The sequence below is a fragment of the Agrobacterium sp. MS2 genome, assembly GCF_003261015.1.
Taxonomy (GTDB): Bacteria; Pseudomonadota; Alphaproteobacteria; order Rhizobiales; family Rhizobiaceae; genus Agrobacterium; species Agrobacterium pusense.
The window spans coordinates 371,777-394,776 of the sequence record NZ_QLNF01000086.1; the positions used below are offsets into that span (position 1 = coordinate 371,777).

At 59.6% G+C, this 23,000-nt stretch carries 24 protein-coding genes; 13 read left to right on the top strand and 11 right to left on the bottom strand.

Annotated features, from left to right (window positions below):
* Window positions 1-42 precede the first annotated feature (42 nt).
* The gene (locus DOU54_RS24635) at window positions 43-804 is read right to left on the bottom strand and encodes a class I SAM-dependent methyltransferase (RefSeq protein WP_044459158.1); all 762 of its coding nucleotides are present in this window, start codon (window positions 802-804) and stop codon (window positions 43-45) included.
* 119 nt (window positions 805-923) lie between these two features.
* On the opposite strand from DOU54_RS24635, the gene gloB reads away from it, so the two are divergent.
* Together gloB and DOU54_RS24645 are read left to right on the top strand one after the other, a co-directional pair.
* Window positions 924-1,694, top strand: coding sequence for a hydroxyacylglutathione hydrolase (gloB, locus tag DOU54_RS24640; RefSeq protein WP_006697143.1), 771 nt, complete (start codon window positions 924-926; stop codon window positions 1,692-1,694).
* Window positions 1,694-2,134, top strand: a complete 441-nt coding sequence (locus DOU54_RS24645; protein ID WP_153775901.1) for a cupin domain-containing protein — start codon at window positions 1,694-1,696, stop codon at window positions 2,132-2,134. Before gloB ends, DOU54_RS24645 begins: the two co-directional genes overlap by 1 nt.
* Window positions 2,135-2,276: 142 nt before the next feature.
* On the opposite strand, the gene DOU54_RS24650 is transcribed toward DOU54_RS24645, so the two are convergent.
* Window positions 2,277-3,050, bottom strand: a complete 774-nt coding sequence (locus DOU54_RS24650) for a DUF3108 domain-containing protein (RefSeq protein ID WP_004445663.1) — start codon at window positions 3,048-3,050, stop codon at window positions 2,277-2,279.
* A 253-nt stretch (window positions 3,051-3,303) separates the two neighbouring features.
* On the opposite strand from DOU54_RS24650, the gene rpmB reads away from it, so the two are divergent.
* The 3 genes from rpmB to DOU54_RS24665 all read left to right on the top strand — a co-directional run bounded on the left by rpmB (window position 3,304) and on the right by DOU54_RS24665 (window position 4,773).
* Complete coding sequence (gene rpmB, locus DOU54_RS24655; protein WP_003509888.1) at window positions 3,304-3,594, top strand: 50S ribosomal protein L28; 291 nt, start codon at window positions 3,304-3,306, stop codon at window positions 3,592-3,594.
* Between the two features lie 109 nt (window positions 3,595-3,703).
* Complete coding sequence (locus tag DOU54_RS24660; RefSeq protein WP_113731989.1) at window positions 3,704-4,348, top strand: queuosine precursor transporter; 645 nt, start codon at window positions 3,704-3,706, stop codon at window positions 4,346-4,348.
* 89 nt (window positions 4,349-4,437) lie between these two features.
* Window positions 4,438-4,773, top strand: a complete 336-nt coding sequence (locus DOU54_RS24665; protein ID WP_113731990.1) for a pentapeptide repeat-containing protein — start codon at window positions 4,438-4,440, stop codon at window positions 4,771-4,773.
* Between the two features lie 2 nt (window positions 4,774-4,775).
* Here the strand turns inward: DOU54_RS24665 and DOU54_RS24670 are convergent, their stop codons facing one another.
* The 4 genes from DOU54_RS24670 to DOU54_RS24685 form a co-directional block, all read right to left on the bottom strand.
* The gene (locus DOU54_RS24670; protein WP_193603466.1) at window positions 4,776-5,753 is read right to left on the bottom strand and encodes an esterase-like activity of phytase family protein; all 978 of its coding nucleotides are present in this window, start codon (window positions 5,751-5,753) and stop codon (window positions 4,776-4,778) included.
* A gap of 37 nt (window positions 5,754-5,790) precedes the next feature.
* Window positions 5,791-7,695 carry a cobaltochelatase subunit CobT gene (cobT, locus tag DOU54_RS24675; protein WP_037092701.1) on the bottom strand — a complete coding sequence of 635 codons (1,905 nt, stop codon included), beginning with the start codon at window positions 7,693-7,695 and terminating at the stop codon, window positions 5,791-5,793.
* A 107-nt stretch (window positions 7,696-7,802) separates the two neighbouring features.
* Window positions 7,803-8,792, bottom strand: a complete 990-nt coding sequence (gene cobS / locus DOU54_RS24680; protein ID WP_113731992.1) for a cobaltochelatase subunit CobS — start codon at window positions 8,790-8,792, stop codon at window positions 7,803-7,805.
* Window positions 8,793-8,860: 68 nt separating this feature from the next.
* Window positions 8,861-9,496: a J domain-containing protein gene (locus tag DOU54_RS24685; RefSeq protein WP_004445673.1), complete on the bottom strand. Its 636-nt coding sequence runs from the start codon at window positions 9,494-9,496 to the stop codon at window positions 8,861-8,863.
* A 115-nt stretch (window positions 9,497-9,611) separates the two neighbouring features.
* Between DOU54_RS24685 and DOU54_RS24690 the strand changes: the two genes are divergently transcribed.
* Window positions 9,612-9,893: a BolA family protein gene (locus tag DOU54_RS24690; protein ID WP_006697148.1), complete on the top strand. Its 282-nt coding sequence runs from the start codon at window positions 9,612-9,614 to the stop codon at window positions 9,891-9,893.
* 226 nt (window positions 9,894-10,119) lie between these two features.
* On the opposite strand, the gene aroB is transcribed toward DOU54_RS24690, so the two are convergent.
* Window positions 10,120-11,253: a 3-dehydroquinate synthase gene (gene aroB / locus DOU54_RS24695; RefSeq protein WP_004445676.1), complete on the bottom strand. Its 1,134-nt coding sequence runs from the start codon at window positions 11,251-11,253 to the stop codon at window positions 10,120-10,122.
* Between the two features lie 5 nt (window positions 11,254-11,258).
* Window positions 11,259-11,840, bottom strand: coding sequence for a shikimate kinase (locus DOU54_RS24700; RefSeq protein ID WP_113731993.1), 582 nt, complete (start codon window positions 11,838-11,840; stop codon window positions 11,259-11,261).
* Window positions 11,841-12,028: 188 nt separating this feature from the next.
* On the opposite strand from DOU54_RS24700, the gene DOU54_RS24710 reads away from it, so the two are divergent.
* The 5 genes from DOU54_RS24710 (at window position 12,029) to DOU54_RS24730 (ending at window position 15,933) form a co-directional block, all read left to right on the top strand.
* Window positions 12,029-12,202, top strand: coding sequence for a hypothetical protein (locus tag DOU54_RS24710; protein ID WP_034497628.1), 174 nt, complete (start codon window positions 12,029-12,031; stop codon window positions 12,200-12,202).
* The gene (gene xerD / locus DOU54_RS24715; protein WP_113731994.1) at window positions 12,199-13,185 is read left to right on the top strand and encodes a site-specific tyrosine recombinase XerD; all 987 of its coding nucleotides are present in this window, start codon (window positions 12,199-12,201) and stop codon (window positions 13,183-13,185) included. Before DOU54_RS24710 ends, xerD begins: the two co-directional genes overlap by 4 nt.
* 62 nt (window positions 13,186-13,247) lie before the next feature.
* Window positions 13,248-14,201, top strand: coding sequence for an acetyl-CoA carboxylase carboxyltransferase subunit alpha (locus DOU54_RS24720; protein WP_004445681.1), 954 nt, complete (start codon window positions 13,248-13,250; stop codon window positions 14,199-14,201).
* A gap of 191 nt (window positions 14,202-14,392) precedes the next feature.
* A complete protein-coding gene (locus DOU54_RS24725) occupies window positions 14,393-15,688 on the top strand; it encodes a L,D-transpeptidase family protein (protein WP_113731995.1) in 1,296 nt (431 codons plus the stop codon).
* Window positions 15,685-15,933: a sulfurtransferase TusA family protein gene (locus DOU54_RS24730; protein ID WP_113731996.1), complete on the top strand. Its 249-nt coding sequence runs from the start codon at window positions 15,685-15,687 to the stop codon at window positions 15,931-15,933. The genes DOU54_RS24725 and DOU54_RS24730 overlap by 4 nt, the downstream gene beginning before the upstream one ends.
* Window positions 15,934-16,165: 232 nt before the next feature.
* On the opposite strand, the gene DOU54_RS24740 is transcribed toward DOU54_RS24730, so the two are convergent.
* Window positions 16,166-17,308: a CobW family GTP-binding protein gene (locus tag DOU54_RS24740; protein ID WP_044459151.1), complete on the bottom strand. Its 1,143-nt coding sequence runs from the start codon at window positions 17,306-17,308 to the stop codon at window positions 16,166-16,168.
* A 192-nt stretch (window positions 17,309-17,500) separates the two neighbouring features.
* Window positions 17,501-18,619 (bottom strand): D-alanyl-D-alanine carboxypeptidase family protein, encoded by a 1,119-nt coding sequence (locus DOU54_RS24745; protein WP_168246997.1) that lies wholly within the window; start codon window positions 18,617-18,619, stop codon window positions 17,501-17,503.
* Between the two features lie 164 nt (window positions 18,620-18,783).
* Here DOU54_RS24745 and DOU54_RS24750 point away from each other — a divergent pair, with 164 nt between their 5' ends.
* A complete protein-coding gene (locus tag DOU54_RS24750; RefSeq protein WP_004445691.1) occupies window positions 18,784-19,947 on the top strand; it encodes a M20 aminoacylase family protein in 1,164 nt (387 codons plus the stop codon).
* 678 nt (window positions 19,948-20,625) lie between these two features.
* Window positions 20,626-20,925 carry a hypothetical protein gene (locus DOU54_RS24760; protein WP_004445697.1) on the top strand — a complete coding sequence of 100 codons (300 nt, stop codon included), beginning with the start codon at window positions 20,626-20,628 and terminating at the stop codon, window positions 20,923-20,925.
* Window positions 20,926-21,043: 118 nt separating this feature from the next.
* On the opposite strand, the gene pbpC is transcribed toward DOU54_RS24760, so the two are convergent.
* A partial coding sequence (pbpC, locus tag DOU54_RS24765; protein WP_286079956.1) for a penicillin-binding protein 1C occupies window positions 21,044-23,000 on the bottom strand: 1,957 nt, incomplete at its 5' end.

Sequence of the window (23,000 nt, forward strand, 5' to 3'; positions counted from 1 at the left end):
AATGCCGGAGGCATTAGACCGGAACGGTCGCTTTGTCGAGGGTCAGCGCGGCTTTCCTTGGCTTGCGGCAGTGCGGGTGGTGGGCACCCCCTGTGGCGCGAGTACCGGAACGAAAACCCGGCGCGAGGCGCGCTGGGTGACTGGCAATCCCTGATAGAGACGTTTTTGCGCTTCCACCACGATGACGCCGGAAAACAGCGGCCAGAGACGACGCCCGGTATGTTCGAGGTAACGGCGGAATTTCAGCACCGGCCGGCTTGTAGTGGGCGGAAAGAACAGCGCCTCGGCGGTGGCGCCCGGCGTGAAATTGGTTTCGCGCAACAGCGCCGTCAGCTGCCCGCGCGAATAGGGCCGGCCGGAACCGAAAGGCGTGTGTTCCATGCGCGCCCAGACGCCGCGGCGGTTCGGCACCACGATGACCAGGCGGCCGCCCGGCGCCAGTACCCGCCATAGTTCCTTGAGGCTTTCCCGCGGATTTTCGGCAAATTCCAGCGCATGCACCATGAGAACCCGGTCTATCGACGAATCGGGCAGCGGCAATTCCTCATCGAACACCAGCGCGGTGGAGGAAAGCTCTCCCGCCGGCCAGTTCACCGCCCCCTGCCCGGCCGGCATGAAGGCGAAGGTGCGCTCCGTATCGCGGCGGAACCGGTCCAGAAACGGCACGGCATAACCGAGGCCCACCAGCCGCTCTTCCGGCAAGGGAGGCCACAGCGTCGAAAGCGCCATGGTGATCGCCTGCTCGGCAGAGCGGCCAAGCGGAGAATGATAGAATTCGCGCAGATCGACGATATCGGTATTCATGGGCGAGAATGTAGCATCAGGCGGTTGGACTTCAAGGCGTCTGCCCTTACATTGGAAGTTAGTTGGGAAAGTCAGGCAGGCGAATGCGCCGGTTTTGGCCGGCAAATGGAGAGGATACGATGAAACCTTTGGAAATAGACGTCTTTCTTTGCCGCAGCGACAATTTCGGGGTTCTGTTGCACGACCCCGAAAGCGGGGCGACTGCCGCCATCGACGCGCCGGAAGAAGGCCCTATCCTGCACGCTCTCGACGGCCACGGCTGGAAGCTCACCCATATTTTCACCACGCATCACCATCAGGACCATGTGGAAGCCAATCTTGCGCTGAAAGACAAGTTTCAGTGCGAAATTTACGGCCCTTACGATGAGGCCGTGGCCATACCGGGGCTCGACCGCTCGCAGGCCGATGGCGACGAATTCGAATTCGCCGGCCGCCGCGTTCAGATCATCGCCACACCCGGCCATACGGCGGGGCATATCTGTTATTATATGCCGGATGACGGGCTGCTGTTTGCCGCTGATACGCTGTTTGCCATGGGCTGCGGCCGCCTTTTCGAACGCCCGGCGGCGGATATGTGGCATTCCTTCCAGAAGCTGATGGCTTTGCCGGATGAGACCAAGGTCTATTTCGGCCATGAATACACGCTGAGCAATGCCCGCTTTGCCCTGACCGTCGACCCCGACAATGCCGCGCTGCGTGACCGCGCGGAAAAGGTGGAAAAGGCACGGCAGGCGAATGAATTCACGATTCCCACCACCATCGGGCTCGAAAAACAGACCAACCCCTATATGCGGGTGGCGGATACCGGCATTCGCAAAAATCTTGGTCTGGAAAGCGCCACCGATGCCGACGTCTTCGCGGAAATCCGCACGCGCAAGGATAATTTCTGATGGGAACGGATATATCTGCGCAGGCGATCATTCGTGAACTGGGGCTCGAGCCGCATCCCGAGGGCGGTTTTTACCACCAGACTTTCCGTGACAAGGCCGGCGGCGATCGCGGTCATTCGACGGCCATCTATTATCTCCTGGAAAAAGGCGATCGCTCGCACTGGCATCGGGTAACCGATGCGGTGGAAGTCTGGCACTATTATGCCGGCGCGCCGATCGCGCTGCATCTTTCGCAGGATGGCCGGGAAGTGCAGACCTTCACGCTCGGCCCTGCCATTCTGGAAGGCGAGCGCCCGCAGGTCATCGTTCCCGCCAATTGCTGGCAGTCGGCCGAAAGCCTCGGCGAATTCACGCTCGTCGGCTGCACCGTCTCGCCGGGCTTTGCCTTTTCGAGCTTCGTTATGGCAGAGCCCGGCTGGTCGCCGGGTGATGCGCAGTAACTTTCAGAGCAATGCTGGCAGCGGGATGAGGAGGCAAAGCGAGAGCTTGCCCTCTCATCCGACCCTTCGGGTCACCCTCTCCCTGGCGGCGAGAAAAAATACGCCGCAACGTCTGCTTTTCTTACACTACCATCAGCCTTAGTCAGCCGCCGTATTTCGTGGCGGTGATGTAGACCTGTCCCACCCGCGTCGGGATGATCGCATAAACAGGCGCATAGACATCCATGTTGTTCGACTTGGCGAACCAGATCTCCATCGAAATGGATTTCAGATATTCGATATCCTTGCGCCCCTGCCGGTAACCCGACTTCGGCACATAACGCGCCTTGCAGACGATGGCATCGCCATTAAAACCATTGGTCTTGAACGGCTTGGTGCCGCTGGAGCTCAAAACGAGATCGAGTCGCGATTCGCCGTCATAGATCGGTAGACGAGTCGGGCAGATGCGGCCGCCCGCGGGAATGATGAGACCGGAAATCGGATCGAGAACCGAGCGCAGGTCGCGGTCTTTCACATCAACCCAATTGTCCGGCCGTGTCTTCGGCTCCGGTTTCACCGTCGTCGATGTCACGTTGCCGTTGCGATAGACAACGTCATAGGTGCGCACCCGCTTACCGTCCTTATAGACCAGCGAGTACTCGTTGGCCTGCAGCCGGTGGCCACGTCTGGCGCCGGAAACGGTCGTCTTGCCGGAAATATCCTTGAGAATGCTGGCAAGACCGGCGGCGCTGAAGGACCCGGAGATCGAATAATTTGGTCCATCCATGCGAGTCGAAAAACTCGCTTTGGCAATCGGCAAAATACCGAGATTGATGCTGTATTCGCTTGTGTGGCGCGCTTCGGCAGCGAGCGAAGGGGAGACGCCCGCTAATGCCATCGTCGCGGCCACGAAAATGCTTTTTCCTCTGGCAATCATTTCGATATCACCTTAAAAGAGGCGCGGAAGCGGCCTTATCGGGCGATGATATACGCCGACTTGTGGCAATAAAAAAGCGGATGCCGGTTGAAAACGCCGGAATTTCCTTTCATTTGCTCGCGAGCGGCTTGACTGTTAAGTCTCGTCTGACTATAGAACCGCAACTTTCCAATCATGGCCAGTTGGATTGCCACCCCGGTTTTTGCCGGTGGCGAGCCAGTGGTGAAACAGACGAAACGAAATAGGTGTACCCATGTCCCGTGTATGCGAATTGACCGGCAAGGGCGTCCAGACGGGCAACAACGTCAGCCACGCCAACAACAAGACCAAGCGCCGGTTCCTTCCGAACCTTTGCCAGGTTACGTTGATCTCCGATGCTCTCGGCCAGCGTTTCCGCCTGCGTGTTTCCGCAGCCGCTCTGCGCTCCGTTGAACACCGTGGCGGCCTCGATGCCTTCCTTCTGAAGTCCGGCGAAAACGAACTGAGCATGCGCGCTCGTCTCCTGCGCCGCCAGATCGCCAAGAAGACGGCTGAAGCTGCTTAATAGCAGTTTCGACATCATCGACATTCGGAAGGCTTGACTGGCTTTGGCCGCTCAAGCCTTTTGCTTGTTTAATCCGGTTCCAACTGGTGGCATCACCCAGGATAAAAAAATGCTCTACCTGCGCTATACGCTTATCTATGTCGTGCTGATGACCCTCGTGGTCGTTGCGTCCAATATTCTGGTGCAATATCCGCTTTCCGGTTCGCTGTTCGGCATCAATCTCGGCGACCTACTGACCTGGGGTGCCTTCACCTATCCAATCGCCTTCCTTGTCACGGACCTGACGAACCGCCAGTTTGGCCCATCCATCGCGCGCCGCGTCGTGCTTGCTGGCTTCGTCGTCGGGGTCACGCTGTCTTTCTGGACATCCATTCCACGCATTGCGGTCGCCTCTGGGACGGCTTATCTGATCGGCCAGCTGCTAGACATTTCCGTGTTCAACCGCCTGCGCCGCCAGCGCTGGTGGCATGCGCCGCTGGCCGGCTCCATGCTGGGTTCGGTGCTGGATACGGCGCTCTTCTTCTCCATCGCCTTTGCGGCAAGCCTCTCCTTCGTCGGCCCCAACGATGCCTTCGCCATCGAAAACGCTCCCATCCTCGGTGTCTTCGCCGTGGAAGCGCCCCGTTGGATTTCATGGGCCCTGGGTGATCTTTCGGTGAAGGTTCTCGTCGGCCTTGTCATGCTCCTGCCTTACGGCGCGCTGATGAACACGCTGAAGCCGATGCCGGGCGCCGTCAAAACCGGCCGCGTTTGAGACCGTCAAGCGCGGATGAAATCGCGCTTGCAAGCCAGCCGTCAGCATTGCAGTCTGTCGTCCGTGGCACAGCGCGGAGGCAGGTAGACATGCAGATCAAGGACGTTATCGACATTGTAGAGGCCGCCAGCGCTACGCTTTCAGGCTCAACCTTCAATGACGTCAATCTTTCCGGCACGGTCTTCGACAACGTCAATCTTTCCGGGGCGAGCTTCAACAATATTAATTTGTCAGGTGCGTCGTTCACGGATAACAACATGTCCGGCTGGTCGATCGATGACGTCAATTTTTCCGGTCTGAAACTGAGCAACTCAAATCTGTCCGGTGCGCAGATAACGTCATGCCGAATGACCGGCATGAAGATCGACGGCATTCCCGTCGAGTATCTGATGGCTGCCTACAAGGCGGCACAGCAGCAGACCTGATTTTACTCCACTAGTCTGAATTCCAGCATCAGGTTGCGCTGGAGGAAAGAGTGGTTGTCATCAGAAATGATGACGAGGCGCGTCGAACCATCCGGCCCCTTCACCACATCCATGCCTTCCATATTGTCGATCTGGTAGGCCATGCCGGCTTCCATGAGGATTTCACCATCCACCACCGCGCCCGGCCGGATATCAGCACCGCGGATGCGGCGGATGCGCATGCCGACGCCTTCGGCAAAATTGAAGCGGCGCTCGAGCAGCAACAGGTCGCCATTGGGCAGGAATGCGCCATCAGTCACGTCGAACGAGGGATGGTGGGTAACCGCGAATGTGCCTTTCAGCGGCCCCTCAAGGATCGCGGCGAGAAGATTGCCGTCCGCATCAATGCTTTTCTCCGCAACGACGACGAGAGCGCCCGCGAGCGGCGAACCGGCTGGCGAGACCGCCAGCGCCTCCATGCCGCCATTGTGGCGCAGCTCATTATTGGGGATGAGATGCGGCAGACGGCCAAGTGGCTTTGAGGTGGCAAAGCCCGGATCGGGATAGATATCGATCCTGTGGCGTTGCTCGTAACTGACGAAAACCCTGCCGCCGCGGAGCGCCAGCCCTTCCGCATCCATCTCCATCTTGCGCGGCGGTTCGCGGCCGTTCATGTCCAGCATCGGGGTAATACGGACTTCAGCAAGACCAGACAGCGCCCCGACAGCGTCACGTGTCACCCTACCGGTCAGCCAGTGGCCGGTATCCAGCACCGCAACGAAGTCTTCCCCGTTGGGGCGGAACCGAATGGAGGAGATAGCGCCGAACAACTTTTCCGGCGCACTCATCACCATGCCGCCAATGAATTCCAGCTTGCCGAAACGTTTTTCGCTGGTGCCGACCTCGAAACCGGAGAGCTGACGGACGCTGACCGGCACATCGATGGCGGACGCGCCAATGGAAACCGGACAAAGCGATACGGCCGCCAGAATGGCGGCCATCAAGAGCGTTTTGCGAGTGGAGGACGCCCCGCCCTGCTTATCCCGCACGACGGACCCTGCGGGACGAACCGGCAGCGCCGCTCGTATCTTCAAAGAGCGCCGCGAGCTGTTCGGTCATCGCGCCAGCCAGCTCGTCCGCATCCACAATGGTGACCGCGCGGCGGTAATAACGTGTCACGTCATGACCGATACCGATTGCCAGCAGCTCCACCGGCGAACGCGTTTCGATCTGCTCGATAACGGCGCGCAGGTGCCGCTCCAGATAGTTGCCCGGATTGACAGACAGGGTTGAATCGTCCACCGGCGCACCATCAGAGATCATCATCATGATCTTGCGCTGCTCGGGGCGGCCGATCAGGCGATTATGCGCCCACATCAGCGCCTCGCCGTCGATGTTTTCCTTGAGCAAGCCTTCGCGCATCATCAGGCCGAGATTGCGCCGTGCGCGCCGCCACGGCGCATCCGCCGACTTGTAGATGATATGGCGCAGATCGTTAAGGCGGCCCGGCGAAGCCGGCTTGCCGCTGGCGAGCCATTGCTCACGCGATTGCCCGCCCTTCCATGCCTTGGTGGTGAAGCCCAGAATTTCCACCTTTACACCGGAGCGCTCCAGGGTACGCGCCAGAATATCGGCGCAGGTGGCGGCAACCGTGATCGGACGGCCGCGCATCGAACCGGAATTGTCGATGACCAGCGAAACCACGGTATCGCGGAATTTGGTGTCGCGTTCCTTCTTGAAGGAGAGCGGCTGCATGGGATCGATGATGAGCCTGACGAGGCGGGCCGGATCGAGATAACCCTCTTCCAGATCGAAATCCCAGGAACGGTTCTGCTGCGCCATCAGGCGGCGCTGCAGACGGTTCGCCAAGCGCCCCACAGCGCCCTGCAGATGGGCAAGCTGCTTGTCGAGGAAGGCGCGCAGACGGTCAAGCTCGGCCTCGTCGCACAGTTCCTCGGCGTGGATTTCCTCGTCGAATTCCTGCGTGAAGATGCGGTAATCGACTTTCTCGTTGAAATCATCGAAAGGGCTGTTGGGACGGCGGGTCTCGCCGGGCGTTTCGGAATCCTCGTCGAGATCGTCGGACATTTCCTCGTCCGACATCTCGGCGCCGTCCATCTCGCCTTCTTCCATTTCCTCCTGCGAGGCCTCGTTCTCATCGGCGGGCGTCGCGTCGGAGCCGGCCTCTTCCTCGACCTGCTCTTCTTCGGTCTCGTTGGTGCGCGGCTGGTCCTCGTTGGATTCCGCTTCCTGGCTTTCCGGCTCGTTATCCTCGTCGCCGAAATCCTCCGCCATCTGCATGGAGGTCAGCATCTTGCGCACCAGACGCGAAAACGCCTTCTGGTCGCCGATCACCCTGGAAAGATCGTTCAGGTCGCCGGCAGCCTTGTCCTCGATGAAGTCGCGCCAGAGGTCGAGAACCTTGCCGGCACTTTCCGGCGGCTTTTCGCCTGTCAGCTTCTCGCGCACCAACAGCGAAACGGCTTCGGCAAGAGGAGCATCATCCTGTTTTGTAATACCGGCAAAATTCGCCTTGGCGTATTTTTCCGTGTTCATGGCATGGATATTGGAAGCCATGCCCGGCATGCGCAGCGCACCGATCGATTCAACGCGCGCCTGCTCCACCGCATCGAAGATCAACCGCGCTTCAGCGCCCTGCGGCGACATCACCGCATGGGTATCCGCATCGTGGCAGGCGAGACGCAGCGCCATGGAATCGCCGAGGCCGCGGGTTATCGCGATTTCCTGCGCGGTGGGTTTCTTGGAAATTTCCGGCAGGCGCATGCGCTCGCCGGCAAGACCCGGCCGTTCATTGGCGAAAACGACTTCGACTTCGGCATCGCCAGCGACGGATCGCACGCATCCGGCAATCGCCTGACGCAACGGTTCCGTATCGACCGCCGTACCCGGTTTCGCTCTGGAATTGTCGCCGCGCGCTGCCATTGTCTTTCCTGTCGATTGTCGACGCCTGCGGCCCACGCATCTCTGGATGCGCGATCCGCCGGCGTCCTCAAGTCATGGATGATCTTTTCCGGGCAAGCCGGGAACGATCAGGCGCTGAGAACGATGTTCGCAGCGCTTTCCTTCAGCTCGACGCCAAAGGCCCGCTGATACTGTTCGGCCACCAGCGTGCGCTCCAGCTCGTCGCTTTTGTTGAGGAAGGTCACGCGGAAGGCAAAGGCGAGATCGCCGAAGATTTCCGCATTTTCCGCCCAGGTGATGACGGTACGCGGGCTCATGACGGTGGAGAGATCGCCATTGATGAAAGCCGAACGGGTAAGATCCGCCACGCGCACCATCTTGGAGACGGTTTCGCGTCCCTTCGGATTGTCGAAGCTCTTCACCTTGGCGGCGATGATGTTCACTTCCTGCTCATGCGGCAGATAGTTCAGCGTGGTGACGATGGACCAGCGGTCCATTTGCGCCTGGTTGATCTGCTGCGTGCCGTGGTAAAGCCCCGTCGTATCACCAAGGCCGATGGTGTTGGCGGTCGCGAAAATGCGGAAGGCCGGATGAGGACGGATAACGCGGCTCTGGTCGAGCAGGGTCAGGCGGCCAGACGATTCCAGCACGCGCTGGATCACGAACATCACATCCGGGCGACCGGCATCATATTCATCGAAGACAAGCGCGACATTGTGCTGGTAGGCCCAGGGCAGGATGCCGTCCTTGAATTCGGTAACCTGTTTGCCGTCTTTCAGGACGATGGCGTCCTTGCCGACGAGATCGATACGGCTGACATGGCTGTCGAGGTTGACGCGCACGCAGGGCCAGTTGAGACGGGCAGCCACCTGCTCGATATGGGTGGATTTACCCGTGCCGTGGAAACCGGAGACCATGACACGTCGGTTGTGAGCAAAACCGGCAAGGATCGCGAGCGTCGTGTCGCGGTCGAAAAGATAGTCGGGATCGAGATCAGGCACATAGGCGTCGCCCTGGGAATAGGCGGGAACCCGCAGATCCGTATCAATGCCGAAAACCTCCCGCACGGACACCGTCGTGTCGGGCAGGTTGGAAATATCAAGGTCGATTTTGCTCATCACGTCTCCAAGGCGGGCGGCAGCCACCCGGCCACATCATCAATCAGGCGGTAAACACAGAAGTTGGCTTAGCAGAAACCTGACTGCTTTAACAATTGATATGCTTGAACAACAGCCCGAAAACGTTCTTCCGAACCACGATCGCCACCATTAGCATCAGGATGGTGCTTTTTGACAAGCTCCTTATAGCGCCTTTTTATGTCTTCCTGCTTTGCACTGGAAGAAAGTCCGAGCGTATCGAAGGCTTTTGCCTCCAGCGTCTTCAATTTTCGGTCCTGCTGCATGCGGGTGCCGCCTGCCTTCGAGCCACCCGCAAAACCGCCGGCAAAGCCGAAAGGATCACGAATACGGGCATTGCCGCTCGCCGTGCCGGAGCGCAGCGTGGAATGCAGCGGGCTGTCGCGGGCGGTCTTGTTGACGCCAACCGTCCAGGTGGGGCGATGCCCGGTGATCGCTTCCTTCTGGTAACGGGCGATCTCGCTGTCGGACAGGCCGGAAAAATAATTATAGCCTTTATTATATTCCTTCACGTGCTCAAAACAGAACAGGAAGAATTGCCCCTCAGCATTGCGGCCGACGGGTGCCCGGTGAATGCCCGGCTTGTCGCATCCGTCCCACTGGCAGGTTGGGGCCTGAACCTCAGGTTCCCGCTCCCTTTTCCGGCGCGTGCGGATGCGGTCGAAATATTTCGAATCCAGTTTCATGATGCCCTGATTATGGGGTGCGAAAAGCCGCACAACAAGAATTGACAAAGCGGAATGTTACAGGCTTTTAGGGAGCCCCCTTCAAAGACCGGCAAACAGAATTGGAGCCCTTCGAATGTCTCTGCGAGAGCGCATAGAAACCAAGCTTCGGGAAAGCTTTTCACCGGAGCGCCTGAGGGTCGTCGATGAAAGCCAGATGCATGCGGGCCACCAGCCGGATATCACAGGTACCGGCGAAACGCATATGCGTGTTCAGATAGTGTCGGAGAGCTTTTCCGGCAAGTCCCGCATCGAACGGCACCGGGCAATCAACGCGATTTTGAAGCCCGAACTCGATGCCGGGCTGCATGCTCTGGCGATAGAGGCAGCGGCACCGGGGGAAGCGGTGCGGTTTTAAGTAAAGGTTGTCATCAGAACCGAGAGCAAGCCCCCTTACCCGGCCCTTCGGGCTACCTTCTCACCGGCGGAGAGAAGAAACCGGGCGGCAACGCCTTGCTCAACGCGCCAGCAACTTTTCCCCGTAGAGCATTGCCAAAACAGCTTGTTCTTTTCCCGCCGGGGAGAAGTGCCGGAGCGAAGCGAGGCGATGAGGGGGCGCCCTCACCGTACCTCTCAGCGCCAGTTCACCCCGGATGCTTCTCCGACAGGAAGGACTGCACCTCGGATGCCGCAACGTCATCCGCCACGAAGGACTGGCCAATGCCGTGGGTGAGGATGAAGGTGAGCTTGCCGCCCTTGACTTTCTTGTCCTGCGCAATTGCCGTCATCAGCGTTTCGACGGGCGGCAATTCTCCAGGAATATCTTTCATCGTGGTCGGCAGGCCGACTGCCTTCAGGTGCGCTTCGACGCGCGCGGCATCGTCAGGACTTGCAAGGTTCAGGCGGGCAGAGAACTGGTGCGCCAGCACCATGCCGATGGCGACACCTTCACCATGCACCAGCCGCTTGCTGTCGTAATTGGTCGCCGCCTCCAGTGCGTGACCGAAGGTGTGGCCGAGGTTCAGAAGGGCGCGTACGCCGTTTTCCTTTTCGTCGGCCACCACCACGTCTGCCTTGGCCTGGCAGCTGGTCGCAATCGCCTGGATGCGGGCAGGGCCGCCGGTGCGGATGTCGTCCCAGTTCTTTTCCAGCCAGAAGAAAAAATCCGGCTTGTCGATCAGGCCGTATTTCACCACTTCGGCGTAGCCGGCGCGGAATTCGCGCGGACTGAGCGTATCGAGCACTGCCGTATCCGCCAGCACCAGATCAGGCTGGTGGAAGACGCCAATGAGGTTCTTGCCGTGGCGGGTGTTGATGCCGGTCTTGCCGCCGACGGAGGAATCGACCTGCGCCAGAAGCGAGGTCGGTATCTGCACGAAACGTACGCCGCGGCGGACGATACCGGCTGCAAAACCGGCGAGATCGCCGATCACGCCGCCGCCAAGCGCGATTACCGCATCATTGCGCTCCACCCTTGCGGCTAGAACCGCATCGCAGACAGTGACGAGATGCTCGAAGCTCTTGGTCTTTTCACCGGCCGGCAGGGTCAGGGAAACAGCCTCGATGCCGTCCGTCTGCAGTCCATCCATCAAGCCTTCAAGGTAGAGCGGCGCGACATGCTCATCGGTGATGATCGCCGCACGCCGGCCCCTCAGCCGCGCCGAGATTTCGCCGCCAGCCCGGCCGATGAGGCCCGGCCCGATCAGAATGTCATAGGCGCGCTCACCGAGCGGCACATGGACGAGACGTTCATCGGCGTGGATTTCAGAAGGCGTCATGGGAATCAGTCTTTCTGTTCGATGCCGGCAATGGCGGCCAGCACTTCGGTCACGATGATTTCCTTGCGGACATCACGGGATTCGATGGTGATATCTGCTTCCGAATAGATCGGATAGCGCTTCTCCATCAGGGCCGCCAGCGTGGCCCTGGGGTTTTCGGTCTTGAGAAGCGGGCGGTGATCACGCTTGTTCACCCTCTCCCACAATACCTCCAGATCCGCCTTCAGCCACAGCGAAATCCCACCACGGCTGATGTGCCGGCGCGTATTGTCGTTTATGAAGGCGCCGCCGCCAGTTGAGATGACCTTGGGCCCGCCGCGCAGCAGCCGCTTGATGACCCGCGTTTCCAGCGACCGGAATTCTTCTTCACCATAGGTGGCAAAAAGTTCTGATATCGTCATGCGCGAAACCCGTTCGATTTCGACATCCGTATCGATGAAGGGAACCCTGAGCTGCTGGGCAACCATGCGACCTATCGCCGACTTTCCGGCGCCCATCAGTCCGACAAAGACGATATTGCGCCGTCCGAGCTTTGCCCGCGCTTGCTCCCCGAGTGTGGCCGGGACGGATAAATTCGTTTCGCTCATAAATTTGAAAGCCCGTTTGGCATGGATATCTGCAAATGTTTACGAAGCGTCAAGCCAAATTGCTGACTGAATTGCGGTGAATCACAATGATCGCCGCATGCGGCGGTGACAGTGGCAGGCTTTTTCAGCTTGCCGCCGGTTTCGCCGCACCGCATATACGTTTCGACCGCCACCTTCACGGAGCCGCCATGCCCACCCTCTTCCGCTTCACGATGATACTGGCGACCATCGCGGGGCTGGTCTATGGCGGCATGGTGCTGCTTGTCATGGTCGTTCAGCCCCGCGACCGCGAAGTAACGGTGCGCATTCCCTCGGAAAGGCTGAACCCACCGGGGGCAGAACCGGCAAGGCGCACCCCATGAGCGGACAACCGGCGGGGGGGCGCGACAGCGCGCGGCTGGAGAGTTTTCTGGAGATGATGAGCGCCGAGCGGGGTGCAGCCGCCAACACGCTCGCATCTTACGAGCGTGATCTGACGGACCTGCGCGAGTTCCTTGGGAGCCGCCGCCAGTCTCTGACAGAAGCCGCCACATCGGACCTTTCCGCCTATCTGACCCATCTTTCCGCGCAAGGCTTCGCTGCGACCTCGCAGGCGAGACGCCTCTCATCCATGCGGCAGTTTTATCGCTTTCTTTATTCGGAAGGCCTGCGCAGTGACGACCCGACCGGCATTATCGAAGCGCCCAAGAAGGGCGTTGCCCTGCCGAAAACGATGAGCGTCGCCGATGTAAACCGTCTCCTTGGGCTCGCAGCGCAGGAAGCGGCAACCGAAGGTCCCGGCCAGCTCGCGCGCATCCGCATGCATCTGCTGCTCGAGCTTCTTTATGCCACCGGCATGCGTGTCAGCGAACTCGTCTCGCTTCCGGTCAAAGTGCTGCGTCAGGAAGGGCGTTTCCTGATGATCCGCGGCAAGGGTAACAAGGACCGGATGGTTCTTCTTTCCCGAACGGCGATCGAGGCCATGGAAAAATATGAAGCCGCCCGAAAGGCGCTTGCCTCAGAAAAAGGCAAGGCAGCGAAAAAGGCCGAAGCGACGGATAGCCCGTGGCTCTTCCCATCCAACAGCAAGGAAGGCTATCTGCCCCGTCAGGTCTTCGCCCGCGACCTCAAGGACATCGCCATTCGGGCCGGGCTGCACCCCTCGGCAGTGTCACCGCATGTGCTGCGCCACGCCTTCGCCAGCCACCTCTTGCAGAACGGTGCGGATTTGCGCGCGGTGCAGGAACTGCTCGGCCACTCCGACATTTCCACGACACAAATCTATACACATGTGCTGGAAGAACGCTTGCAAGAGCTGGTACAAACACATCACCCCCTTGCCAAACAGGGCAAAAACCTTGATTAGAGCGACCGGAACCGCCGGATAATCCGGTCAAACCTTGCGCAAAACGATCGGAAACGGATCTCATGCACAATTATCTCGACTTCGAAAAACCTATCTCGGACCTTGAGGGCAAGATCATCGAGCTGAAGAAGCTTGCCGATGAAGACGAGAGCATAGACACCTCGGAGGAGATCAACCGCCTGGAATCGCGCGTCAACGATGCGATGCAGGACATCTATTCCAAGCTGAACGCCTGGCAGAAAACGCAGGTCGCGCGTCATCCGCAGCGTCCGCATTTCGTTGATTACGCCAAGGCCCTGTTTACGGATTTCACGCCGCTTGCCGGCGACCGCAAGTTCTCCGAAGACGCCGCCATACAGGCCGGCCTTGCCCGTTTCAACGGTCAGCCAGTCGCAATTATCGGCCAGGAAAAGGGCAATGACACCAAGAGCCGGCTGAAGCACAATTTCGGCAGCCCGCGCCCGGAAGGTTACCGCAAGGCTATCCGCGTGCTGGAATTGGCCGACCGCTTCTCGCTGCCTGTCGTCACGCTTATCGATACCGCGGGCGCCTACCCCGGCGTGGGTGCGGAAGAGCGCGGCCAGGCTGAGGCCATCGCCCGCTCGACGGAAATGTGCCTGAACGTGAAGGTGCCGATCGTCTCCGTCGTCATCGGCGAAGGCGGCTCGGGCGGAGCCATCGCGATTGCCACCGGCAACCGCGTCTACATGCTGGAACATGCAATCTACTCTGTAATCTCGCCGGAAGGTGCGGCCTCCATTCTCTGGCGCGATTCGACCCGCGCCAAGGAAGCCGCCACCAACATGAAGATCACTTCGGAAGATCTGAAGTCGCTCGGCGTCATCGATGGTATCATTCCCGAGCCGATCGGTGGCGCGCATCGCGCGCCGGAAACCGTGATCAGCGCGACAGGCGACGTTATCGCCAAGGCGCTGGCCGATCTTTCCCAGCGCTCGGGCACGCAGCTTAGGGCCGAACGCCGCCAGAAGTTCCTGGATATCGGCCGTAATCTCTGAGGCGGCCTTAATTTCCGCCGCTATCGCCCCAACTCGGCCATAGTCCGGTCACATCAAAAGATGGATCGGCGGCCGCGGGGGCGGATCCGATTTGAGTTAAGAAGATGTAAACGGTTAATACCGTATTTAAATTGCACACGGAACGGTATAGAACTGCCGCCACTTCGTGCCATCGTCTTTCGGATCAGATCATGCGTTTGACACATTTTGCACTTCTTGCCTGTACCGCGCTCGTTCTCGCCGGTTGTAACGATACACTCGAAACCGTCGAACGTGATGTGTCGCACATCAAGAACAAGGTTGATTACCCGCTGTCTCCGTCCATTCTGGCCGAGATCGACAAGAAGGGCATGGACCGCACGTCGCCGATCATGATCCGTATCTTCAAGGAAGAAGGTGCGCTGGAAATCTGGAAGGCCAAGCGCGATAACCGTTTCGACAAGATTGCCGAATATCAAATCTGCGCATGGTCGGGAAAACTCGGCCCCAAGGTCAAGGAAGGCGACCGGCAGGCGCCGGAAGGTTTCTACAACCTGACGCCAGCCCATCTCAATCCGAATTCGAAATATTACCTCGCCATCAATACCGGCTTCCCGAACCGCTACGATGCTGCCAATGGCCGCAACGGCACCAACCTGATGATCCATGGCGCCTGCTCATCATCAGGCTGTTACTCGATGACGGATGCGCAGATTCTTGAAATCTACGGTTTTGCCCGCGATGCCTTCAAGGGCGGCCAGAAGACAGTTCAGCTGCAGGCATTTCCTTTCCGCATGACGGCGGAAAACATGGCCCGTCATCGCAAGAGCGAGCACCTCGAATTCTGGAAGATGCTGAAGGTCGGCTACGACAATTTCGAAGTCACCAAACGTCCGCCGGAAGTGAATGTCTGCGAGAAGAAATATGTCTTCAACCAGCAGGCGGAAGGTGGCAGCTTCAACGCGTCGGCCCAGTGCCCGCCCATGAGCACGCCGCCCGCACTCGTCAGCGCGCTTTCGAGCTATGAGAAGACTTACGATCTCGCCTATGAAAAGGCGATGAAGAAATATGAAGGCATGGCCTGGTACGACCCGAGCGAAGCCGAGCGCAAGGCGCTGGTGGCCGAAAAGCGCAAGGGCCGCGAACCCGCCTATGCCCCGACCGGCTCCGCGCTGAAGGCCGGCAAGCTGATGAAGGAAACGGAATATGCCGCGCTGATGGAGAAGAAGGCGCAGCAGGTGACATCGTCTTCGCCAGCGACCACCGCAACCGCCTCGGCGCTGCGTGGCCCTCGCCCTTCGGCTAACCAGCCGGCCACGGCGCCGCAATCGAACCCGGCACCAGTTGCCCCCACAATGGTTGCCTCGGCTACGCCTGCAGCAGGCCAGACTGGCGCTGCTGCCCAGAGCGTTCCGGTGCCAGCCATGAACCCGCTTGCCTATTCCGCAGCCCCGGCGCCGGAAGCACCGGAGAAAAAGCCATTCTGGAAGTTCTGGGCTAAGGAATGACCGCAACAAGCGATATCGTCTATGATTTGAGGGGGCTTAAATGCCCCCTTCCGGTTTTGAGAAGCCGCAAGAAACTTGCAACGCTGAAGACGGGGGATGTTCTCACCGTCGAGACGACCGATCCTTTGGCGGTGATCGATATTACACATATGTGCAATGAGGATGGGCATCGTCTGGTGGAGACGACGGCGCTGGATAACGGCCATCGGTTTCGGATTATGAAGGGTGGGAAAACCGACGTTTGACGGTGTCGCCGGTGGTTCACCCCCCTCTGTCCTGCCGGACATCTCCCCCTCAAGGGGGGAGATCAGTCGCTGTGGCCGCTCGTTCCCTCGCCAGTATGCTCGCTGCGATCGTCGATGCGGAAAAGAGTATTCGGAGCAGGCCCCTTGTCGATCTCCCCCCTTGAGGGGGAGATGTCCGGCAGGACAGAGGGGGGTAAGCCACACCCCGGCCCGGCCGCCATTCCATACTACTTCAAAACTTCAACCCAGAAACCGCCAAAGGATTATCCGTCAGCGCCTGCCTGTCCGGGCGGTCAATACCCGGCGCGCTGGTGAAGGCAGCGAAGAGGTCCTTTACGAAAGCCTCCGGCAAATCCTTCGTAATCAGCACCATGCGCGTGCGCTGATCAGCGGGGTCCGGCCAGGCGGAAAGACGCTCCGGCGCGTGAAAAATCGTCTGCACGCCATGGAGCACCAACGGCCTGTCCGGATTGTCCGTGAGCTTTACGATGGCCTTCATGCGCAGAAGCTTTTCACCATGCGCCGAGCGCAGCAAATCCACAAACATGTCGATGGCCATTGGGCTTATCGGCTCGTCGTGTATGATCGAAAAGGAACGAATGGATGCATCGTGGCGGTTCACGTCGTGGTCATGGTGGTGGTGGTGATCATCGTGGTCGCCGTGATGGTGATCATGTGCATGATCATGGTGGTGGTGATCGTGCAGCGCCTCTTCGCCTAACCAACGGCTGACATCGGCAGTTTTATTGCCGGCATCGTAAAGGCCGTTATTGAGCAGATAAGCTGCGCTCCAGTCGGTTTTGTCACCGTCCTCGATGATCGCGCGCGGATTGAGCGCCTCTAGGCGGGCAGTCAATGCCGCAATCGTGGCGTCATCGGCGAGCGCTCGTTTCGTCACCACAAGACGATCGGCCACAGCCACCTGTTTCACGGCTTCCTGATGATTGTCGAGTGTGGAGAGGCCATTCACGGCATCCACCACAGTGACCATGCCAACCAGCACGAAATTCTGCGCAATGACCGGGTTACCCATGACCGACTGCATGACGGGAGCGGGATCGGCAAGGCCGGTCGTTTCGATGACCACGCGCTTCACCGGCTTCAGCTTGCCGGTCTGGATACCGTCCATCAGTTCCGCCAGCGTGTCCACCAGTTCGCCGCGCACGGTGCAACAAAGGCACCCTTCCGCCAGTTCTATAATGCCCTCGCCCGCGCTTTCGACCAGCATGTGATCGATGCTGACATCGCCGAATTCATTGATGATGATCGCTGCGTCGCTCATGTCAGGATCCTTGAGGAGCCGATTGAGCAGAGTCGATTTTCCGGCGCCGAGAAATCCGGTGATAATGGAAACCGGGATACGATCGCGAGACATGTCTGGCCTGTATGTTGATTGCCGCTTTGGGGAAGTCAGTTCAGGACGTAAAACCCGCAACGGCATGAAGCTAAAACAAATCGCCCGAGGCTGGAAGCCGCGAGCGCCACTGTAATATCATAACATGATCGATCTGCGAATAGCCAAATGGCAGGCGGCCGGGAGACCTCTCCCGGCACCTTCGCCTGTCCGTCAGAATGTGGGGCGCGGGATCGGGATCGGCACATTCGCCAATTGGCCCTTTGCGGCCGCGCCCTTGGGCGCATTAACCGCGACCGTCTCGCTGCCCGGTATAAGACCGGCAAAGGAATATTCCGGCGGGCGGGTCATTTCCTGCACATAGGGCGAATGGATGACCATGCGGCCGGCATCGTCGCGTCCCTCACTGCGGATTTTGGCCGCCTTCGGGTTGCATATTTCGGCGCTGATATCGTTGACCTCTGCGGTATCGCCATAAGGGGCAAGCGAGGCGAGCGAGACACCCTGACCGGAAGGAGACGTCAGGCCCATCTGCAGAAGATCGGCCGACTGGTCGGTTCGACCCGCGAGACTATCGGCACCCAGCACCACAGTGATGATCGAGCGGCCATTGCGCACGGCCGATGCCACCTGGTTGAACCCGGAAGCGCAGATAAAGCCGGTCTTCATGCCATCCGCGCCATCGAAGCGGCCAACCAGCATATTGAAATTGGCGTAATTCTTTTTGCCGGTGGTGACGCCCTCAAGCGAGAAATAATGCGCATATTCGGGAAATTCCCGCTTGATGATCAGCGCCAGCAGCGCGAGGTCGCGGGCCGTCGTGTACTGGCCCTTCCCTGGCAGACCATTGGGGTTCACGTAATGCGTGGAATTCATACCGAGGCGCTGCGCCTGCGCATTCATCTGCGCCACGAAATTATCCGTGTTGCCGCCGATGGTCTCCGCAATCGCGACTGCAATATCGTTGGCGGACTTGATCAGCAGCAGCTTCAGCGCGCTGTCCATCGTCAGTTTCTGGCCGGGCTTGAAATACATCTTGGAGGCGGGCTGGTCGGCGGCCTTCTTGCTCATCACCACTTCGGTCTGCGGGCTGATCTTGCCAGCCTTCATCTGCGAAAAGGCGATATAGGCGGTCATCAGCTTGGTCAGCGAGGCCGGATACCATTTGCGGAAGGCTTCCTGGTGCGAGATCACCTTGCCGGTTTTGACATCAACCACCATTTTCGGATTGGCATTGGCCACCGGGGCCGCGGCGACGACACCGGCGGTGATGATGGCAATGGCTGCGGAAAGCCGGCGGGCGGCGATTGGCGATTTGAAAGTCTGTGGCAAGGCTAGTCCTCGAATTCCCGTCTTCAGTCGGGGAATGGCAATATTCACCATATATGTCCTAGCAATGGCAAAGTACATTGATTACGTCAATTATGCGGCGCACTATCCACCACGGAGGATGGAGTTTTACAAAACGCCGCACCGATGAACCCAGGAATGAACGAATGCCGATTTTGAACAGAGCCGCCGAACTCCAGCAGGAAGTCAGCGAATGGCGGCATCACCTGCATGAAAATCCAGAGATTTTGTATGATGTCGACAACACCGCGGCCTTCGTCGCGGAGAAGCTGAAATCTTTCGGCGTTGACGAAATCGTGACCGGTCTCGGCCGCACCGGCGTCGTCGGCATCATCAGGGGCAATCTTCCAGGCAATCGCACCATCGGCTTCCGCGCGGATATGGACGCGCTGCCCATAGTCGAGGAAACCGGCAAAGCCTGGGCATCGAAAACGCCCGGCGCCATGCACGCCTGCGGCCATGACGGCCACACCGCGATGCTTCTCGGCGCGGCGAAGTACCTCACCGAGACCCGAAATTTCGCGGGCTCGATCGCTGTCATTTTCCAGCCAGCGGAAGAAGGCGGCGCCGGCGCGCTCGCCATGGTCGAAGACGGCTTGATGGAGCGTTTCGGCATCGACGAAGTTTACGGAATGCACAATATGCCGGGCATTCCGCTTGGCGCCTTCGCCATCCGCAAGGGCGGCATCATGGCAGCACCGGACAAGTTCTCAATCACGGTCAAGGGCCGAGGCGGCCATGCGGCCCAGCCGCATCGCACGATCGACCCCATCACCATCGGCGCGCAGATCGTAGGCAACCTGCAAATGATCGCCTCACGCAATGCCGATCCGATCCGCTCCGTTGTCGTCTCGGTCACGCGCTTTCAGGCCGGCTCCAGCCACAACATCATTCCCAACGAGGCGCTGATCGCCGGCACCGTGCGCAGCCTCGATGAGACAGTGCGCGATCTCGCCCAGGAACGTATCAAGCAGATGGCGGAAGGCATTGCGCTTGCCAATGGCGCAGAAGCCGAAGTCGTCTATGAGCGCTATTGCCCGGTGACCTTCAACCACGCCGCTGAAACCGACCACGCTATCCGTGTGGCCCGCGATGTGGTTGGCGAACCGAATGTAGACCCCGATGTCGATCCCTCCATGGCAGGAGAGGATTTCTCCTTCATGCTGAAGGAAAGGCCCGGCTGCTTCATCTTTATTGGCAATGGCGATTCGGCCGGGCTCCACAATCCGGGTTATGACTTCAACGACGAAGCCATCGCCTACGGCATCTCCTATTGGGTGAAACTTGCAGAACAGCGCCTGACGAGCTGATGTCAGGCCAACGCGAAGAAAGCGGAGGACGAGATCAACCGCGATGAAGAACGCGGTTGATCCGCCGGCTGGGTCAGGTTAAAGAGCAATTCAGTGTCCACGTAGCTCAGCAGGATAGAGCACAGGATTCCTAAGACAAATTGGGGGTTGCGTCCGGAAACGACGCAATCGATCTGCTCAAAGTCGGGGAAAGCTTCGCTGGTCTTCCAGCATGCCAATCCCGAGCCAAGCTCCGGAGAAATCCGGTGAAGGTGTAGAGACTGGATGGGCAGCACCTAAAGGCCTCACGGCCCATGGTGAAGGGACAGTCCAGACCACGAACGCCCTTCCCAACAAGGCAGGGCGGCGGCGAAAGCCGAAGCGGTATGAATCCTGGGGTCGGAGGTTCGAATCCTCTCGTGGACACCATTTCCTGAAAATTATTTAAAATCAATGACATAATCGGACAGCGACCAGCAGACAGCTGGTCCGGGCGCGAGAAGTGGTGCGTATTCTTTGCCAGCCTGCCGCCTGCAATTGGCAAATATCAGATCGACCGACATAATAGCGGTTCCTCCTAGAACACAGAAAGTTCAAAGCTTCGTAAGGGAACGTTGAAAGCCCGCAATCGCTTCCTATTTCCTATCAGTGACGACGAGGCGCCTGTCGAAGTGGGTCGCGCGAGACGAGGGAGATTTGATGATCGACGAATATGGTCCATATGTGCAGATGTCCACGCTTGGAGAACAGATGGCTGCCTGCTACCAGACGGATGCAAATCTCGCGCTGGAACCGCATCTGGCGCATTACATGGACGAGGTGGAGGTGAATATAGCCGCCGACAGCTTCAACCATGTTGGCTTCCTGAACAGGATCAGCAGCCGGTTGCAGGTGACGCTGGCGGCAACGACCAATCAAAGACGCCGGGAGTTTCTGCAAGCGGTTGTGGCTTCACTTCAGGAGCGGATCGACCGCCATTCGTTCGATGTGGCTCAATAGGATTGGACCACTCATCTCCCCGCGGTTGACCGGCTTGCCGCACTTGGTCGACGAGACGGTCACAAGGCCTGTCTTACAGGAGCCCTCGGCGGCCGTTGTTGACTTGGACGCGCCGTCGTTATTCGACGAAAATCCGGACACTCGACGCACGGCCATCGGCGTCAATCACCGTGAGTGTGGAAAACCCCTGCCCTTCCGGGCGCCATTCACTGCTGCGACGGTGGGATGCATCCGGCAGAGGCAAACCGTTGGCGAGCCAGCGGAAGGGTGCACGCCCGCCCTGGAGCTTCAGCACCAGTGGCGAGATGCCCGACTGGCCGGAAAGCTCCACACGCGCGCCCTCGGGCGGATAAACGATGCGCGGGGCGCTTTCACGTCTTGAAGCCGAAAGCAGGCCGTTTGCCGTCGTCGTGAAACGCCGCTGGTTTGCCGGAAGGTCGGCCACGCTCACGCGCGCGACGCCGGAGGGTGCTGCCGGCATTGGCGTGATGGCCACGCCCGATTTTTCAAAGGCCTCGAAGAGGATGGGAGCCGCCGTCGCGTAACCGGCAATACCCGGCACGGCGCCGTTATCGGCGCGGCCGACCCAGACGCCGACCACGTGCCGCCCGTCATACCCGATCGACCAGGCGTCGCGGTAACCGTAGCTAGTGCCGGTCTTGTAGGCGATGCCGCGCTGTTTCATGCCGAGCGGCGGCAGCACGCCGGACAGGATGTCCGAAACGTTCCAGATTGCGGCATCGGAAAACAATCGGTCGCCTTCCAGTCGTTCCGGGGCGGAGCGGACGCCATCACCGAGGCGTACGGGACCCTCGCCACCTGTTAGCCCGGCATAAAGCTGGACAAGATCGACAAGCGAAATACCGGCGCCTCCGAGAGCAATGGCGAGCCCGGGTGCTTCGTTGGCAGGCAACGCGAGTGTGACGCCAGACCGCCGGAACCGCACCATCAGCGCCGATGGGCTCACCGCGTCGAGCAATTTCACGGCGGGCACGTTGAGCGACAGTTGCAGCGCCTGCCTGATGCTGACATCGCCCTGATAATGCATGTCGAAATTGCGCGGCCGGTAACCGGAAAAATCAGCCGGGCGATCCTCGATGATGGTCTCCTGACCGATCAGGCCATCCTCAAAGGCGAGGCCATAAATGAATGGCTTGAGGGTCGATCCGGGCGAGCGCACCGCGCGGCTCATCTCCACGAAACCCCTCCTCGCGGTATCGAGATAATCCGCCGAGCCGACCTCCGCCAGAATATCCCCGCTCTCTGCGTCGGCCATGACGATGGCGACGGATACCTTATCGCCGATTTTTCCTGCTGCATGGCGCGCCACGCCTTCCAGTTCCCGCTGGATCGAAAGCTTCAGAGTCGAGCGTATTTCCGCAGCATTGGGGAATTTCGCACGCGCGGCAGCAGCCATGTGCGGTGCTAGCGCCGGCAGATCGCGCCGGCTGGTCGGAACGCCCGCAAGCGTCGCCCGTTCCGCTTCGCCCTCACCCACGACACGTTCGACGGCAAGCCTCTGCAAGACCCGTTCCCGTGCCTGTCTCGCCGCCTCGGGATACCTGTCCGGGCGACGCCTTTCTGGCAATTGCGGCAGGGCGACCAGAAGGGCTGCCTCGGCCGTGTCGAGCCTTCCCGGCTCCTTGCCGAACCAGGCGAGGCTGGCCGCGCGTATGCCTTCGAGATTGCCGCCATAGGGCGCGATATTCAGATAAAGATCGAGGATATCCGCCTTGCTGAGCCGCCGTTCGATTTGAATAGCCCGCACGGACTGAAGAAGCTTTGCCGAGAAGGAGCGATCGGCGCGCGGCTCGACCAGCCTCGCCACCTGCATGGAAAGCGTCGAGGCGCCGGATACGATCCGGCCGTTGCTCACCAGTTGCCACGCGGAACGCAGCAAGGCCCAGGGATCGATACCGTGATGGTCGTAAAAACGTTGGTCCTCATAGGCGACCAGCATCCGCAGGAACTGCGGATCGACTTCGGCCGCCTTGGTGTCGAGCCGCCAGCGGCCATCCGGTGTTGCGAAGGCACGCAGCAACTTGCCGTCGCGGTCCAACACCTCGAAGGATCGC